This is a genomic window from Methylobacter sp. S3L5C (genome assembly GCF_022788635.1).
Lineage (GTDB): Bacteria > Pseudomonadota > Gammaproteobacteria > Methylococcales > Methylomonadaceae > Methylobacter_C.
In genome coordinates this window covers 1672388-1689648 of record NZ_CP076024.1, presented here as the reverse complement: position 1 = coordinate 1689648, position 17261 = coordinate 1672388, and the positions used below count along the sequence as shown (strand labels likewise).

General features: G+C 46.6%; 11 protein-coding genes. 10 read left to right on the top strand and 1 reads right to left on the bottom strand.

Features of this window, described 5'->3' with window-relative positions; all coding sequences use genetic code 11:
• Positions 1-54: 54 nt before the first annotated feature.
• Both KKZ03_RS07780 and KKZ03_RS07775 read left to right on the top strand, forming a co-directional pair.
• Positions 55-1098 (top strand): sulfate/molybdate ABC transporter ATP-binding protein, encoded by a 1044-nt coding sequence (locus tag KKZ03_RS07780; RefSeq protein WP_243220945.1) that lies wholly within the window; start codon positions 55-57, stop codon positions 1096-1098.
• A 346-nt stretch (positions 1099-1444) separates the two neighbouring features.
• A complete protein-coding gene (locus KKZ03_RS07775) occupies positions 1445-2344 on the top strand; it encodes a LysR substrate-binding domain-containing protein (protein ID WP_243220944.1) in 900 nt (299 codons plus the stop codon).
• Between the two features lie 81 nt (positions 2345-2425).
• On the opposite strand, the gene KKZ03_RS07770 is transcribed toward KKZ03_RS07775, so the two are convergent.
• Positions 2426-3553 carry a sigma-54-dependent Fis family transcriptional regulator gene (locus KKZ03_RS07770; protein WP_243220943.1) on the bottom strand — a complete coding sequence of 376 codons (1128 nt, stop codon included), beginning with the start codon at positions 3551-3553 and terminating at the stop codon, positions 2426-2428.
• 805 nt (positions 3554-4358) lie between these two features.
• On the opposite strand from KKZ03_RS07770, the gene KKZ03_RS07765 reads away from it, so the two are divergent.
• From KKZ03_RS07765 to KKZ03_RS07730, 8 genes are all read left to right on the top strand, one after another.
• The gene (locus KKZ03_RS07765; RefSeq protein ID WP_243220942.1) at positions 4359-5093 is read left to right on the top strand and encodes a lectin; all 735 of its coding nucleotides are present in this window, start codon (positions 4359-4361) and stop codon (positions 5091-5093) included.
• 129 nt (positions 5094-5222) lie between these two features.
• Complete coding sequence (locus tag KKZ03_RS07760; RefSeq protein ID WP_243220941.1) at positions 5223-5651, top strand: desulfoferrodoxin family protein; 429 nt, start codon at positions 5223-5225, stop codon at positions 5649-5651.
• 135 nt (positions 5652-5786) lie between these two features.
• Positions 5787-6260 carry a (2Fe-2S)-binding protein gene (locus tag KKZ03_RS07755; RefSeq protein ID WP_243220940.1) on the top strand — a complete coding sequence of 158 codons (474 nt, stop codon included), beginning with the start codon at positions 5787-5789 and terminating at the stop codon, positions 6258-6260.
• Positions 6257-8509, top strand: coding sequence for a xanthine dehydrogenase family protein molybdopterin-binding subunit (locus KKZ03_RS07750; RefSeq protein ID WP_243220939.1), 2253 nt, complete (start codon positions 6257-6259; stop codon positions 8507-8509). The genes KKZ03_RS07755 and KKZ03_RS07750 overlap by 4 nt, the downstream gene beginning before the upstream one ends.
• 550 nt (positions 8510-9059) lie before the next feature.
• The gene (locus KKZ03_RS07745) at positions 9060-9704 is read left to right on the top strand and encodes a CerR family C-terminal domain-containing protein (protein WP_243220938.1); all 645 of its coding nucleotides are present in this window, start codon (positions 9060-9062) and stop codon (positions 9702-9704) included.
• Positions 9705-9715: 11 nt separating this feature from the next.
• A complete protein-coding gene (locus KKZ03_RS07740) occupies positions 9716-10987 on the top strand; it encodes an MdtA/MuxA family multidrug efflux RND transporter periplasmic adaptor subunit (protein ID WP_243220937.1) in 1272 nt (423 codons plus the stop codon).
• A 2-nt stretch (positions 10988-10989) separates the two neighbouring features.
• Entirely contained in the window at positions 10990-14133 is a 3144-nt protein-coding gene (locus tag KKZ03_RS07735; RefSeq protein WP_243220936.1) for an MdtB/MuxB family multidrug efflux RND transporter permease subunit, read from the top strand.
• Positions 14133-17258: a multidrug efflux RND transporter permease subunit gene (locus KKZ03_RS07730; RefSeq protein ID WP_243220935.1), complete on the top strand. Its 3126-nt coding sequence runs from the start codon at positions 14133-14135 to the stop codon at positions 17256-17258. The genes KKZ03_RS07735 and KKZ03_RS07730 overlap by 1 nt, the downstream gene beginning before the upstream one ends.
• The last annotated feature ends 3 nt before the right edge of the window (positions 17259-17261 follow it).

Here is a 17261-nt window from a genome sequence, read left to right as displayed (position 1 = left end):
TATTTTTCGCAGAAAATCACCTAACCACCATGATTTTATTTTAGAGATTCGACTATGAGTATTTTACTTTCTGATATCAGTAAAAATTTTGGCACCTTTGCTGCCCTGGACCATATTAATCTGGAAGTTCCAGAAGGCGAACTGGTAGCCTTGTTAGGCCCTTCCGGTTGTGGCAAAACGACACTATTACGCATTATTGCCGGATTGGAGCATGCCGACCAGGGACGTGTGCTAATAAACGAAGAAGACAAAACGGATCAAAATGTTAGCCAGCGCGGCATTGGCTTTGTGTTTCAGCACTACGCGCTGTTTCGGCACATGACCGTATTTGAGAACGTGGCATTTGGCTTACGGGTCAAGCCGCGTCGTGACCGTCCCAGTAACGATATTATTGCCAAAAAAGTTCATGCCTTGTTGGAACTGGTTCAGCTGGACTGGCTCAATGATCGTTATCCCGACCAACTATCCGGTGGCCAACGTCAACGTATTGCTTTGGCAAGAGCCTTGGCTGTAGAACCCTCCGTATTATTACTGGATGAACCGTTTGGTGCACTTGATGCCAGCGTGCGTAAGGATTTACGGCAATGGTTACGAAACCTGCATCATGAATTAAATGTCACCAGTATTTTTGTTACCCACGACCAGGAAGAAGCCATGGAAGTTGCCAGTCAGGTGGTCGTACTTAATCATGGCCGCATCGAACAGCAAGGCTCACCCAGCGATATTTACGATCATCCCGCCAATGCTTTTGTCTCGCGTTTTATAGGACAAACCAATGTTTTTGATTTGGATAAACACGACGCTGACTGGCTACAAACAGCCGGATTATTGCCCCCCCATAGCGATGGTAAAATTGCCCATGTGCGGCCTCATGACATTCTCATTGAAAAATCAACAGCAGACCAAGCAGCACCGGCAACATTGAAAGACTGGCAACATCTGGGTGCACTGATTCGTCTTGAGCTGGTTAAAAACGGCTCCAATGGTTCGGCAGCACCTGTTTTTGCAGAAATGCCCAATGACCAGTTTAAACAATTAAACTTAAACCGAGGCGACAAAGTTGATCTGAAAATACGCCAGGCGCACTGGTTTCATTAGTTTTTTAACGTAAGCATTCACCTCCCCCTTTGAAAAAGGGGGATTGAGGGGGATTTATCTAATAAAATCTCCCCCTAACCCCTCTTTTCAAAGAGGGGGACTGAATAAATACTTTTTAACTACTCAGCCATTAAAAAACAGGCGTAAGTTGGAATAAGGCTTCTCGAACACAAGCGAGAATAAGCGTTTTCGGCACTATGCACGAGTGTGCCGGAAACGCCACCAAGCGCCATGCTTGGGTGGCCTTATGCCGACCTACAGCTAACAACAAAATCAGTTGAAACCCGTATAATCAGTATCATCCGTGTACAATAATCAGGAATAGTCGATAAGGAATCACTAAAACATGAATTTGAGCCAAATTGAATTACTTCGTGTGCTCCAGGAAACAAACTTAAATCTTTCAAAAGCCGCTGAAAAAATGCATATTGTGCAATCAGCAGTCAGTCGGCAATTACATCTTTTTGAAGATGAATTAGGCTCGCCGTTATTTGAAAGACAGGGCAAAAAATTGATCGGCATGACAACGTTGGGACTACGTATCATGGATGAGGTCGCCATAATTAACCGAGCCAAAACCAATATTCAAAATCTGGCTGCCGATTACCTTGACAGTAATCAAGGTATTCTGCACATTGCGACTACTCACACTCAAGCCAAGTATTTTTTACCCGTACCTATCCAACGGTTTAGGGAAAAATATCCGGGCGTCAAAATTTATATGGCGCAATCATCACCGGAACAACTGATTGCCCAGTTGCATACGCGTAAAGCGGATATTGCCATCTGTACCGAAAAAGTCGATCAGGAGACTGATCTGGTGATTGAAAATTGTTATGAGTGGCATCATGCGTTGGTCGTACCCCAACAACATCCGCTAAGTGAGGGCGAGATTACTCTTGAACGCCTGGCCTCGTTCCCTATCCTTACCTATAGTTTTGGTTTTACCGGGCGGTCAAATATTGAAAGTGCTTTTAAAAATAAAGGACTCGAACTGGATATTGCCTTGGCGGCTTCCGATACCGATGTAATAAAAACCTACGTTCGTTTGGGGATGGGCGTTGGCCTTATTACGGCAATGGCGTACGACCCCAAGGCAGATTGGGATTTGGTCGCACGGGACTTATCGCATTTAATTCCCAGCTCAAAAACTAAAATAGCCTATTTAAAACACAACTATTTACCCTTATATAGCCAGCATTTTATTGCCGAATTATTACTGGCAGCCAAAGACATAAAATGCTGAAGTGATTGGCTATCAACTTAAGCCTGGGCGGGAAATAATTATCTACAGGCGTCCCGACCAAAAGTTGCTAGCCTCTTTTCTTTAAGCTTCCACCCCGTTACAAGCCGCTAATGTTTTTTTCGGGGTATTTGGCAGCATCCCATAGAGACCCAACTTATGCCTTAATACATTACGGCTAATATCTAACAAACGCGCGGTCTGAACCTGATTTTCCTCGCAGAAGCCAAAAGCGGTTCGAATAATTGTCTCTTCCATAATTTCAAATAGCTTGGGTGGCGCTTGCTCACAAAGACCCTGCAATGCATTTTCCAAAGACGTCATTGACACAATTGACTCTGGTTCCAGAATTCTAATGCCGGATAACTGAAAGTCTTCAGGCCGTAAACAATTACTGGGGCAAACCAGAATCGCACGGTGAATGGCATTTTCAAGTTCGCGGATATTGCCTGGCCAATCATAATTCAATAAAGTAACTTCGGTGGCTGGCGATAACTTGATTTCGCCATAACCCAAGCGCTCTCCGTAAATCTTCAAGAAGTGCCTCGCCAAAGGCATGATGTCGCCCGGTCTTTCACGCAAAGGACTTAACTGAATGGTTGCAACGTTAAAACGATAATATAAATCGGCGCGAAAGTGAGAAGCAGCAACAGCCTGTTCCAGATTGACGTTGGTCGCGGCAATAATTCTGACATCTACTGGCACAGGTTGTCTGGAACCCACTTTAACCACTTCGCGTTCTTGTAGCACGCGCAGTAATTTTGCCTGCATACCCAAGGGCAAATCACCCACTTCATCAAGAAACAAACTGCCTTTGTTAGCTGTTTCAAACCAGCCCTCTTTACTGGCAAAAGCGCCGGTAAACGAGCCTTTTTCATGGCCAAATAATTCGCTCTCGATGAGGTTTTCACTCAACGCTGCACAGTTCAATGCCCCAAAAACATTTTTACTGCGTTTGCTAAGGGCATGTACATGCCGGGCGACAAGCTCCTTACCGGTTCCGGTTTCACCAATAATCAAAACGGTTGCATCACTAGGCGCAATACGTTCGATCTGTTCCAGCAATCGACGAGAAACAGGATCTTCAAAAACCAGAGCAGTCGCACGGACAGACAATGACAACGAACGCGACTGTAATTCATCAAACGCCAGCAACGTCGAGGCTTGGTCTTCTTGTCCATTGGCAAAATTTCTGCCTATAAATGTATCCATAATAATGTACTCGTTTGCCTTGCAAAAATTGGATGGGGTACTCCACGTCAAGCACATCATCCAGGTTTAAATCAAATCATTACTGTTACCCAAACCTCATAAAAACTACAAAGAACACAAACTTGTTAAGCGTTTCTTGATGCCGGCAAACTTTAAGCCAAGGTGTCTAGCCAGTTTACCTAAAAGACCGTTTTTATCACCCAGCGTCTTATGCCTGCTGATAAAAATCAGGTAGCAGAATTTATGGATGCCAATTTAAAGCAAGACAATTTTACCGATACCATCCTTTCAAGTGGTTAATGGTTATTATCTGTCCCGATTTTAAGTTGGCAGCCAAAATTATCAAATCTTAATACCAATTTCATTGGCTTTGGTGTTTATGATAGAACAATCATTATATGTAATAAAACGATATTATTAGATTTTCATATCTTTAAAAAAGATGACTTAGTAACGTGCATAAAATAACTTAAGCAACTTTTGAAATTAACGTTACAGAAATAGCGACATAATTCCATTATTATTTAAATCTCTCCAAAACTTTTCAGCCAGCTTCTTATTCTGTTGCTATGGCAATAATAACTGCTGAATGACTGTCTTTAAATCAACATATTAGGTTTTGAGCATGAACCACGTTACTGAAAATTATCAGTAACCGCTAAATCCCAATAAAAAATAATAACTTTTAAAACAATTGCTTAAATAATTTCTGATGAAATTATTCGGTACTGACCAACGACTGTCTATAAGTTTTGGCGCAAAATTTGCTAGTTAGTAATATTAAAAATATAAACAAGAAAATAACATGAAGAAGTCTCTCCTGTTTGTTTCACTACTGCTAAGCTCTACGGTAAACCTGGCTGCCGATCAGACAGCGTCTGTGAGTCCGATACCGATACCAATTCCTGTACCAACAACTATCCCTGCGGTTGATGCCAAAGCTAAAGAGCCATTGAGTTTTTTTATTACCAGTGTAGGAATAGGTAAAGGAGCGGAACTCGGTGGTTTGACGGGCGCTGACGATCATTGCCAAAAACTTGCACAAGTGTCGGGGAGTGTTAACAAGATTTGGCACGCTTACTTAAGTACCCAAGCCGTTGATGGCCAACCAGCAGTTCATGCCCGTACCCGGATTGGGCAAGGCCCTTGGTACAACGCGAAAGGTGTGGAGGTGGCCAAGAATGTTGAACATTTACATGGCGATAGTCTGGAAGCTGCAAGACTCGGTAATAATTTAAGCAGAACAACTGCGATTACCGAGAAAAGTGAAGCGATTAAAGGTGCTGGGGACAAGCCCAATGAGCACGATATTCTTACCGGTTCTCAGCCTGACGGCACCGCTTTTACGGATGCTGACGATCATACCTGTAAAAATTATACCAGTAGCGGCATAGACGGTTCAGCTCAGGTTGGTCATTTCGATCGTACGGGCGGCGGTAATATCTCCTGGAATTCAGCGCATGCCAGCAAAGGATGTAGTCAGGAAAATCTGGTTAAAACTGGTGGTGCAGGCTTATTTTATTGTTTTACAATTAATTAAAACTCTTGCAATTTCTTTGGCTTGAATAGTTTCTTACCGATAAAAATCCTATTCAGATACCCTTTAAAAAAAACAAGTAGCCCGTGATATTCAAAGCAGTTTACCTCTAAATAATCACAAGGAAATACTATGGAACGTCGTAATTTTATACGCTTAAGTTTAGCAAGTGCAGGTGGAAGTCTTATTATACCCAAGCTGGCATTGGCCGCTGGTAATGAGTCGGTGACCGCATCAAGAGATATTTATTACACTAAGGAAGCGCCAGGGCGTTGGGCTGGAAAAGTAGCGACTCATCTACCCACTATTGATTTTACCAAGGCAGGGGACATTACCAACGTAAAAATTATTACTCCACACGAGATAAAAGGTTACGAGCATTATATTGTCAAGCATGTTTTACTGGATAAAAATTATAAATTTATCGATGAACATTTATTTGATCCAGCCAAGGATAACGCGGCTATTTCAACATTTACGCTGACAAATTATAGTGGTACGGTGTACGCACTCAGTTTGTGTAACAAACATGATCTTTGGTTAAATAGCTCTGAGGTGTAGCTGCTTTTAAGAATGAAAATGAAATAATATGGACATTTTGATGCAGAAAATGCATAAAACCACCATTTCTTAAAACAAAGTCTGGTCAAGAATATCCGTTAAAGTTAAGTTATTTATAACACGAGAATCTATTTCATGAGTAAATACCATCTCAACATAAACGGTAAGCCAAAAACCGTAGACGTTACCTCTGATACTCCTTTGTTGTGGGTGTTGCGAGATCATTTAAATTTGGTTGGTACTAAATTTGGTTGTGGTATCGGTCAGTGCGGCGTTTGTACTGTGCATATTAACGGCGAGCCTGCCCGGGCTTGCCTGACCCCCATCGCCAAAGTCGGTAAAAGCAAAATAACCACCATAGAAGGATTGAGTCCAAATGGCGAACATCCTTTACAAAAAGTCTGGCAAGAACTTGATGTACCGCAATGCGGTTACTGTCAGGCGGGTCAAATCATGACTGCAGCGGCATTATTGAAGAAAAACCCACAGCCCTCGGATGAGGACATTGATACTGCTCTGGGCGGTAATTTGTGTCGTTGCGGTACCTATCTTCGTATTCGTGCAGGCATCCACCGTGTAGCAGAAATCGCCAGTAAGGAATCAATATGAACTCAGTCAATCTTGAAAATGCCGGTCGGCGTGATTTTTTCCGCAAAACAGCACTTGCTGGTGGGGGACTGGTTCTTGGTTTTTATCTTAATCCGGCTGACAGCGCAGCGAAACGAGTCGCCAAGCCATCCACTATTTCAGAAACGGCAGGATTTAAACCCAATGCCTTTATTCATATTGCACTCAGCGGCAAAGTGACGTTGATCAGCAAGCAGCCTGAAATCGGCCAAGGTATAAAAACCTCACTACCTATGGTGATCGCTGAAGAACTGGAGGTCAACTGGAAGGATGTCGTTATCCTTCAGGGCGATCTTGATCCCGTTTATGGGAGTCAAAGTGCCGGTGGCTCGCGTTCAACACCGACCAATTACGAGGAATTTCATCGGCTCGGTGCTACTGCACGTACCATGCTTATCACAGCGGCCGCAGAGCTTTGGAAGCTTCCGGCAACCGAGCTTATCGCGAAAGACAGTGCCATTCATCATCTTGCCAGCGGGAGGCAACTGAATTATGGCAAGCTGGTCGAAAAGGCTTCCACCTTACCGGTTCCAGCTCCCGAATCAGTTCACTTGAAGGACTCAAAAGATTATAAACTGCTGGGCACTCGTATCGGTGGTGTCGATAATCCGGGTATTGTTACCGGCAAACCTTTATTCGGTATCGACGTTAAGTTGCCAGGGATGCTATATGCTGTTTACGAGAAGTCACCTGTTTTCGGAGGTAAGGTCGTTAGTGCCAATCTGGATAAAATCAAGTCGCTACCAGGTATACGCAATGCCTTTATTATCAGTGGAGGATCTGATCTTAAGGGTTTATTGCCCGGTGTGGCTATCTTGGCCGACTCGACTTGGACTGCATTCAGTGCCCGCAAACAACTGAAAGTTGTCTGGGATGATGGCGAGGCAGCAGCGGAAAGCTGGGCAGGATTTACTGCCAAGGCCAAGGAGTTGTCCACTCAACCCGGTACTGAGATTTTACGTAATGATGGCAATATTAAGGCTGCGCTTGACGGATCTGTGAAAAAGGTAGATGCGGCTTATAGTTACCCCTTTATATCGCATGCCAGCATAGAGCCGCAAAATTGTACGGCTTGGTACAAAGATGGAGCCATGGAAATCTGGGCGCCTACACAAAACCCGGAAGCCGGTCAAAAAATTGTCACGGAAACGTTAGGTATTCCTAAAGACAAAATCATTTTACATATTACCCGTAGCGGCGGTGGTTTTGGGCGGCGCTTGATTCCTGATTATATTATCGAAGCGGCGGCCATTGCTCAACAGGTAAAGGTGCCCGTTAAGTTGACCTGGACGCGCGAAGACGACTTACAGCATGATCAGTATCGCGCCGGTGGTTTTCATTTTTTGCGTGGCGGACTTAATGACCAAGGTAAATTAGTCGCTTGGCATAACCATTTTGTTACCTTTGCCCATAAGGTTATTAAAGACGGTAAGTCGTCACTGGAACTAGGTAGCGGTGCCAATCTGTCCGGCGATGAATTTCCCGGTCGTTGGGTTGAAAACTGTCTGTTGGAGCAAACACCGCTTGAGTGCAATATTCCAATGGGGCCTTGGCGTGCACCACGCAGTAACGTATTGGCTTGGGTGTTTCACAGTTTTATTGATGAACTGGCTCATGCTGCGGGACGTGATCCTTTGGAATTTCGTCTGGAAATTTTGGGTAATAAGGACGTTATCCCCGGAACGGGGAAGCAGGATATACCCTATGACGTCAATCGTATGAAGCATGTCTTACAACATGTGGCAGAAAAATCTGAATGGGGGAAAAAAACCTTTCCACGTGGTCAAGGTCAAGGCATCGCATTCCATTTTAGTCATCGTGGTTACATTGCCCAGGTCGCTGAAGTTACCGTGTCCATGGAAGGTAAACTTAAGGTTGACCGTGTTGTGGTTTCAACTGACATTGGTGCACAAATCGTTAATCTCAGCGGAGCGGAAAATCAAGTCCAGGGTTCGGTGATTGACGGTCTTAGTGCGTTGATGTTTCAGGAGCTGAATATCGAGAAGGGACGGATTGTCCAGAGCAATTTCGGTGATTATCCGCTGCTTCGTATAGCCGATGCTCCGACTCGGGTAGATGTGCATTTTCTCAAGACTGTCTATCCGGTAACCGGTTTGGGTGAACCTGCGCTACCGCCTTTGGCACCGGCAGTGTGCAATGCGATTTTCGCCGCTACGGGGATACGCGTTCGTCAATTGCCATTACTGCGAACTGATCTGAGCTGGAGTTAATCTTGGCTGTTATACAGTAATATTTTGTGTTGCAACTAACTTTAAAGCTCTCTTCAGCCAATAGAGAGCCAATTTTGGCACAAGTCAACACCCACTTTTTAGTTTCATACATCGAATCACCTGCCGAGTAAGCGGACGGCATTATAAATTTTTGTTCAAGATTTTAGTTTTCTAACTTTACCGTATTGCCGGCACTACTCACTCAAGTTATTTCGTGCTCGTTCCTTACCTCGTTCGGCAAGCTTTTTAACTTCGCAACATTGGTTAAATCAATAGATTTAGCTAATTCATGCCATACCTACGGCTGACATAAAATTCAAAACGAACATCCATTATGGCACCCGCTATAAAAAATAGCGGACTGTTGTCTGGCAGTCATGCCGCAAGCAAAGACTGCTGATATTTAAGCAGCGCATCGGCTTAAAACAAGAATAATTAACCAATAACAACAGGCCATTGTTTGGCATGTGTTTTGCTTAACCTAATGTACGTTTGAATTATAAATTTTAATTAGCCATCGGGATTAATCACTTGTTCATTTTTTTAGCCTATGACTAGCCTGAAAACCAAGTCTGAAAAGACCCGTAATCGCCTGTTAACAGCAGCCAGTCGCATTTTTTCCGAGAAAGGTTTTCAGGAATCGACGATAGCCGAAATTTGCGAACAAGCAGAAACCAATATCGCTTCAGTTAATTATCATTTTCGTGATAAAGAAACCCTGTATCTGGAATCCTGGCGCTTTGCCTTTAACAAGGAACTGAGTTTGTATCCTCCAAATGGTGGAGTAAGGACAGATGCTCCGGCTGAACAGCGCTTAGCCGGAAGAATCCGGTCATTAATCAATCGGGTTACTGACGATAACTCTTATTCTTTTGCCATTATCAATAAAGAAATGGCACAGCCAACCCGACTGCTTTCCGACATTATGGAAAAAGAAATCAATCCGCAACGCTTGCAAATGATCGGTTTGTTAAAGGAATGCCTTGGGCAAGCAGCAAGCGATCAGCAGATTCAATATTGCCATACCAGTATTATGGGCCAATGTTTTCATTTGTTGCGCTTAAAACACATGCAAAATGCCCGCCATTTTCGTAGCCCTGCCAGCGACTTGGGCGACAGCAAAGCTTTTGCCGAACACATCGTGCAATTTTCTCTGGCGGGCATCCAAGCCATCCGTTCTCAAACCCTTAATTAAAAACTGTTCGTATGAGTGAAAACAAGCACCACCAATCAACGCCACTCGCCGGTCGACGCAGAGCTTATATACTGCCCGGCTCACTGATCGTGTTGGCGATTACGGCCGTCGGCTTTTATTTTCAGCAGTCCTCAGCGGCACCCGATGGCAAGTTTGGTGCCGCTGATGGTAAACGTGGACGCGAAAATTATGAGGCACCGGCAGCCGTAGCGATAGAAACTGCCGGAAAAGCTGATTTTCCAGTGTATCTGAATGGCTTGGGCACGGTAACCGCGCTGCGAACCGTAACTTTACGACCCAGAGTTGACGGCGAACTGGTGCGGGTAGCTTTCAGCGAAGGCCAAATGGTTAAGGAAGGCGAGCTACTGGCGGAAATTGATCCACGCCCGTTTCAAATACAGTTGCAACAGGTTGAAGGTCAGTTGCTACGTGATCAGGCTTTACTACAAAATGCCGAAATAGACCATGACCGCTATCAAAAACTACTGGCACAGGACTCCATTTCCGCTCAACAGACCGTGACCCAGCAAGCTCAGGTTAAACAATATCAAGGTACCGTAGAAATGGATAAAGCCCAGGTCAATAACGCCAAACTCCAGCTTGGCTATGCACGACTAACCTCGCCGATTCCCGGACGAGTGGGACTGCGCCAAATTGATCAAGGCAATATTGTTCATACCAATGATACTAACGGTTTAGTGGTAATTACCCAGCTACAACCCATTAGCGTCGTATTTACCCTGCCCGAAGACAAAGTACAGCAAGTAATACAACGTTGGCGCTCCAATCAGTCCGTTACCGTGGTTGCGTATGACCGTGCCGGAAAAATCAAACTGGCCGAAGGTAAATTACTGGCCATCGATAACCAGATTGATCCCACTACGGGCACACTAAAACTAAAGGCGCAATTTGATAATAACGAAAGCACTCTGTTCGCCAATCAGTTCGTCAACGTCAAAATGCATCTGGAAACTCTGCCCGACGCCACGCTGGTATCCAGTGCCGCCATTCAGCATGATGGCGAAGGCGCGTTTGTTTATGTAATCAATCAGGAAAAAAAAGCACAACTGCGCCGAATTACCGTGGGGCCAATCGAAGCCGACAAAGTAGTCGTACTGACCAACCTTGCTGCCAATGAAACGGTGGTAGTAGAAGGTACCGACCGGCTTCACGAAGGCAGTCTGGTCGATATTGCCCAAAAAGATGGCCAAACCGTAGCGGCCAGTCCCGATACGTTAACCAAACCCGAAGCCAGGTTTCGTAAACGCGATCGGCGTTCATAATCATGACATCCTCAACGCAAGCGCTGGCGAATTTCAATCCTTCCCGACTGTTCATTTTACGGCCGGTGGCGACCTCACTGTTAATGGTGGCCATGTTATTGGTCGGCATACTGGCTTACCGTTTGTTACCGGTTTCAGCCTTACCGCAAGTCGATTATCCAACCATACAAGTAGTCACCTTGTATCCGGGTGCCAGTCCCGATGTCATGACCTCGGTGATCACTGCGCCACTGGAACGCCAGTTCGGCCAAATGCCCGGTCTTACCCAAATGTCATCGACCAGTTCCGGTGGTGCTTCGGTAATTACCCTGCAATTTAATCTAACCCTGGATCTGGATGTTGCCGAGCAATCAGTACAGGCAGCAATTAATGCAGCCAGTAATTTCCTCCCCGACGACTTACCGCAAGCACCCATATACAGCAAGGTTAATCCGGCAGACACACCCATTATGACGCTGGCAATCAGCTCCAAAGCGTTGCCCTTATTCAAGGTTGAAGATCTGGTCGATACCCGATTGGCGCAAAAAATCGCCCAGTTACCCGGCGTCGGTTTGGTTGGCATTAGTGGTGGCCAGCGGCCGGCGGTACGCGTACAAGTCAACCACAAAGCACTGGCAGCTTATGGCATTAGTCTGGAAGATGTACGCACGGTAATCGCGGCCGCCAACGTCAATCAACCCAAGGGTATGTTTAATGGTCCGATGCGCTCGGCAATCATTGATAGTAACGATCAGCTGCGCTCTGCGGCGGAATATCGCGACTTGATCATTGCCTACCGTAACGGCGCACCGGTAAAAATGTCTGAAGTAGCCGACGTCGTAGACGGCGCCGAAAATGTCCGCCTGGCAGCCTGGGCTAATGACAAGGCCGCGGTAATCGTCAATATCCAACGTCAACCGGGAGCAAACGTCATCGAAGTCGTCGACAGCATAAAAGAACTGCTGCCAAAATTACAGGCCTCCTTACCGCTTAGCATTGAAGTCGTACCGTTAACCGACCGTACCGTGACGATACGCGCCTCAATACATGATGTGCAATTTGAATTACTGCTGGCTATTGTGCTGGTGGTAATGGTCATTTTTGTATTTCTGCGCAATGTGCCTGCCACGATCATTCCTGGCATTGCTGTTCCCCTGTCCCTGGTCGGTACCTTTATCGTCATGTATCTGGCCGGTTTCAGCATTAACAACTTGACCCTGATGGCACTAACCATTGCTACGGGGTTTGTGGTCGACGATGCCATCGTGGTGATTGAGAACATTTCCCGCTACATCGAACGCGGCGAGTCGCCGTTAAAAGCCGCACTGAAAGGTTCTGAACAAATTGGTTTCACCATCATTTCGTTGACCTTTTCACTGATTGCCGTGCTGATTCCGCTACTGTTTATGAGTGACGTAGTCGGGCGATTATTCAGGGAGTTCGCCATTACCCTGGCCGTAGCAATCCTGATTTCTGCCATGGTATCGCTCACCCTGACACCGATGATGTGCGCCAAATTATTGCGTCAGGACTCCAAACATGGCAATAACGAAGTTGATAAAGCCGTCGACTGGTTCGACAAATTAATTGCCGCTTATGGCCGTAGCCTGGAATGGGTGTTGCAACGACAAACGTTAACCATGCTGGTTTTTTTCGCCACCGTAGCATTAACCGTGACACTGTACATCGCCATTCCCAAAGGCTTTTTCCCGATACAAGATACCGGTATTATTCAGGGTATTTCGGAAGCACCACAAAACGTATCTTTTTCAGCAATGGCCGAGTATCAGCAAAAACTGGGTAAACTGATTCTTGAAGACCCGGCAGTCGATAATCTTTCTTCGTTTATCGGTGTCGATGGCATCAATACCACACCCAATAGCGGTCGTTTCCTGATTAATCTGAAACCGCACGCCGAACGCACCGTCAACGCTTCCGAAGTGATCGCCCGATTAAAACTCAAACTGGCCGAATTGAGCGGCGTTACCTTGTATTTACAACCGGTACAGGATCTGACTATGGAAAATCGGGTCAGTCGTACCCAATACCAGTTTACCCTCGAAACCCCGGATCCGGAGGAACTTAACCGCTGGACCCAACGCCTGGTAGAACAACTTACCGGCCAACCGGAATTTAGCGATGTCACCAGCGATGTCCAGGACCAAGGTCGGCAAGTCTATGTCAATATAGACCGCAGTACCGCCAGTCGCCTTGGCATCACGACTGCCGCAGTCGATAACACACTGTACAGCGCTTATGGGCAGCGACTGGTATCGACTATTTTTACCCAGTCCAACCAATATCGGGTCGTGCTTGAAGTTGATCCTGCCGACCAACATTCCCCGGAAACCCTCAAGGATTTACGTATTCCTTCCGGCAATGGCACTCAAGTTCCGTTATCGGCGATAGCTGAAATATCGGAACGGCCAACACCATTATCGATCAATCATCTCGACCAGTTTCCGGTAGCCACGCTGTCATTTAATCTGGCTCACGGTGCCGCACTGGGCGATGCCGTGAAAGCTATCGACCGCGCCAAAGACGAGATCGGTTTACCATTAAGCATCCGTACCAGTTATCAGGGCGCGGCACTGGCTTTTAAAGCCTCTCTGGATAACACGCTATGGTTGATTCTGGCGGCCATTATTACCGTGTACATTGTCCTTGGCGTACTGTACGAAAGCTATATTCACCCGATCACCATTTTATCCACACTACCTTCTGCCGGAGTCGGTGCATTACTGGCACTGATAATTTCTGGCGGTGATCTGGGTATTATCGGCATCATCGGCATTATTTTGTTGATCGGCATTGTCAAAAAGAACGCCATCATGATGATAGATTTTGCCCTGGAAGCCGAGCGCAAAAACCTTATGCCGCCAGCCGATGCTATTTTTCAAGCCTGTTTACTGCGCTTTCGACCGATTCTAATGACCACGTTGGCAGCATTACTGGGCGCGTTACCACTGATGCTGGGTAGTGGTGTTGGCTCGGAGTTACGCCATCCCTTGGGAATTACCATGGTCGGCGGTTTATTGGTCAGCCAGTTATTAACCTTATATACCACGCCGGTCATTTATTTATGGATGGATAATCTGGCCAGACGGGTCTCCGGTTGGGTGCGCCTTAATCCAACCGAAGTTGTCGAAAACGAGGGCAGTTTGTAATGAATCTATCGGCACTGTTTATCTATCGACCGGTGGCCACCACACTATTAACAATTGCCATCGCTCTGGTGGGTACGCTGGCCTTTTTAAATTTACCGGTGTCATCGTTGCCGCAGGTGGATTTCCCGACGGTAAGTGTGCAGGCCCAGCTTCCCGGCGCCAGCGCTGAAACCATGTCGACTTCGGTCGCCACGCCACTGGAACGGGCGTTGGGACGCATCGCGGGCATTACCGAAATGACCTCCAGCAGCTCATTGGGATCTACCCAGATTACCCTACAATTTGATCTGGATCGTGATATCAATGGTGCTTGCCGTGATGTGCAAGCGGCGATTAATGCCGCTGCCAGCCTGTTGCCCGTCAATATGCCCAATCGCCCTACTTACCGGCGCGATAATCCGGCCGACTCGCCGATTTTGATATTGGCGTTAACCTCGGATAGCCTTAGTCGCGGTCAACTATACGACGTGGCATCGACCATCCTGGCACAGAAAATAGCACAGACTCCCGGTATCGGCCAGGTACAGATCGGCGGCGCCGCCCTACCGGCGGTAAGGGTTGAACTAAATCCAAACTCCTTGAGCAAATACGGTATCGGTTTAGAGGATGTCAGAAATACCATCACCCAAACCAACGTTACGCGCCCCAAAGGAGTCATAGAAAACGGCAAGCAACGCTGGCAGGTTCTGGCTAACGATCAGGCTCGTAAAGCCAGTGATTATATGCCGTTAATCGTCAGCTATCGCAACGGCGCACCGGTTACCATCGCTGATCTTGGTGAGGCCGTTGATTCTGTAGAAGATCTGCGCAATACCGGACTAAAAAACGGTAAACCGTCCGTGTTGCTGATTATCAGAAAACAACCACTCGCCAATGTCATTCAAACTGTCGATGAAGTTCTGGCCTTGTTGCCGGAACTACGCGCCAACATTCCCGGCACTATTGATTTGTCGGTAGTGGTTGATAGATCGTTAACTATCAGGGCCTCAATTACCGAAGTCGAACACAGCTTGTTAATTGCCATTAGCTTGGTGATTCTGGTGGTACTGGTGTTTTTACGGGATTTTCGCTCGACAGTCGTACCGATTATAGCGGTACCTGTATCACTGATCGGCGCCTGTGCCGTCATGTATTTATTTAACTACAGTCTGAATAATTTAACGCTGATGGCATTGACCATCTCCACAGGCTTTGTCGTTGACGATGCCATTGTCGTTCTGGAAAACACCAATCGTCATATCGAAAAAGGTGTGCCGCCTTTTAAGGCGGCATTATTGGGGGCCAAGGAAGTCGGCTTTACCGTAATGGCAATGAGTGTATCGCTGATTGCCGTGTTCTTACCCATTTTATTGATGGGTGGTGTAGTCGGCCGCTTGTTCAGGGAGTTTGCGGTAACGCTGTCGGCGGCGGTACTGGTGTCGTTGCTGATTTCGCTGACGGTCACGCCGATGCTCTGTGCGCGTTGGCTGGGCAAGGAAAGTCCAAAGCATGGCTGTATTTATAATGGTATAGGATCTGCCTTCGACTGGTTGCAAGCGGCTTATGAACGTTCACTACGCTGGGCACTGCATCATGGCCGTATCATGATGTTGATTTTGCTCGGCACCATCGGCCTCAATGTTTATCTGTACACAATAATAGACAAAGGCTTTTTCCCGACTCAGGATGGCGGCAGATTAATCGGTGAGATTCAAACCGACCAAGGGACGTCTTTTTTGTCCCTGCAAAAAAAGCTTTATGAATATTCCGAGCTATTAATGAAAGATCCGGCAGTCAGTAATGTCGCCGGATTTGGTGGAGCCGGTTCCAGCAGTAATAGTGCCAGAGTCTTCGTTATACTCAAACCGCACAATGAACGCGCGCCCATTGAAGAAGTCATGGGGCGCTTGCGTGATAAAGTCAAACGCATTCCCGGTGCCGAACTGCACATGTTCCCGGCGCAAGAATTACGTATCGGCGGGCGCCCGTCTTTCGGTTCGTTTGACTATGCGCTGCAATCCGACGACCTTACCCTGCTTCGGGAATGGATGCCAAAAGTTATTGCCGCGCTGTCCAAGCTACCGCAACTCAGCGATGTCAATACCAGCCAGCAAGACAAAGGCCAACAGATTGGTTTGGTAGTTAATCGGGATATGGCATCCCGCTATGGCATCAGCCAGGCCATGATCGACAACAGTCTTAATAGCGCCTTTGGTCAACGTCAGGTATCGGTGATTTACAATCCACTTAACCAATATCGGGTAATCATGGAATTGGCACCCGAATACTGGCAAAGTTCTGAAGCCTTAAAACAGGTTTACATTAGTGTCCCGGCCGAACGTTTACCGTCCGGCGAACAGGTTGGCGCGCGCCAGGTACCGTTGTCGACGCTTGCCAGTTTTGCACCAACCACCACGCCGTTGTCGGTTAATCATCAGGGTCAGTTTGCTGCAGCTACCTTGTCGTTTAATCTTCAACCCGGCACTTCACTTTCTACTGCCACCCAACTAATCGAGAAAACCATGCTTGATATTGGCGTGCCTAATTCGATACAAGGTAGTTTTCAGGGTTCTGCAAAAGCCTTTCAGGAATCGTTACGCAATCAACCTTTTTTAATCCTGGCCGCTTTGCTCAGTATTTATATTGTGCTGGGAATTTTATACGAAAGTACCATTCATCCGCTGACCATCCTGTCTACTTTGCCTTCGGCAGGAGTCGGCGCCCTGTTGGCGTTGATAGCTTGTGGCACCGAATTCAGCATCATTGCCTTAATCGGTGTCATTTTGCTCATTGGTATCGTCAAAAAAAATGCCATTATGATGATAGATTTCGCCTTACAAGCTGAACGTGGGCAGGGACTGAAGGCTTCCGAAGCGATTTTTCAGGCCTGTTTGCTGCGCTTTCGCCCGATCATGATGACGACACTGGCAGCAATGTTCGGTGCCCTGCCACTGGCTCTGGGTAGTGGTTACGGCGCAGAACTTCGTCAACCACTGGGCATTGCCATTGTCGGCGGACTGATTTTCAGTCAGCTACTAACGCTGTACACCACTCCCGTTGTTTATATTTATCTGGATCGTTTCCGGCTGTGGTTTCATCGCCGTTTTTTTAATCGCGCCGCTACACTGGCTGATAAACCTGCTTAGTGC

Bases quoted from the DNA above. Each gene is read 5' to 3' on its own strand.
- KKZ03_RS07775 (WP_243220944.1), top strand. From the start codon at position 1,445: ATGAATTTGAGCCAAATTGAATTACTTCGTGTGCTCCAGGAAACAAAC.
- KKZ03_RS07730 (WP_243220935.1), top strand. From the start codon at position 14,133: ATGAATCTATCGGCACTGTTTATCTATCGACCGGTGGCCACCACACTA.
- KKZ03_RS07750 (WP_243220939.1), top strand. From the start codon at position 6,257: ATGAACTCAGTCAATCTTGAAAATGCCGGTCGGCGTGATTTTTTCCGC.
- KKZ03_RS07760 (WP_243220941.1), top strand. From the start codon at position 5,223: ATGGAACGTCGTAATTTTATACGCTTAAGTTTAGCAAGTGCAGGTGGA.
- KKZ03_RS07770 (WP_243220943.1), bottom strand. From the start codon at position 3,553: ATGGATACATTTATAGGCAGAAATTTTGCCAATGGACAAGAAGACCAA.
- KKZ03_RS07735 (WP_243220936.1), top strand. From the start codon at position 10,990: ATGACATCCTCAACGCAAGCGCTGGCGAATTTCAATCCTTCCCGACTG.
- KKZ03_RS07765 (WP_243220942.1), top strand. From the start codon at position 4,359: ATGAAGAAGTCTCTCCTGTTTGTTTCACTACTGCTAAGCTCTACGGTA.
- KKZ03_RS07740 (WP_243220937.1), top strand. From the start codon at position 9,716: ATGAGTGAAAACAAGCACCACCAATCAACGCCACTCGCCGGTCGACGC.
- KKZ03_RS07780 (WP_243220945.1), top strand. From the start codon at position 55: ATGAGTATTTTACTTTCTGATATCAGTAAAAATTTTGGCACCTTTGCT.
- KKZ03_RS07755 (WP_243220940.1), top strand. From the start codon at position 5,787: ATGAGTAAATACCATCTCAACATAAACGGTAAGCCAAAAACCGTAGAC.
- KKZ03_RS07745 (WP_243220938.1), top strand. From the start codon at position 9,060: ATGACTAGCCTGAAAACCAAGTCTGAAAAGACCCGTAATCGCCTGTTA.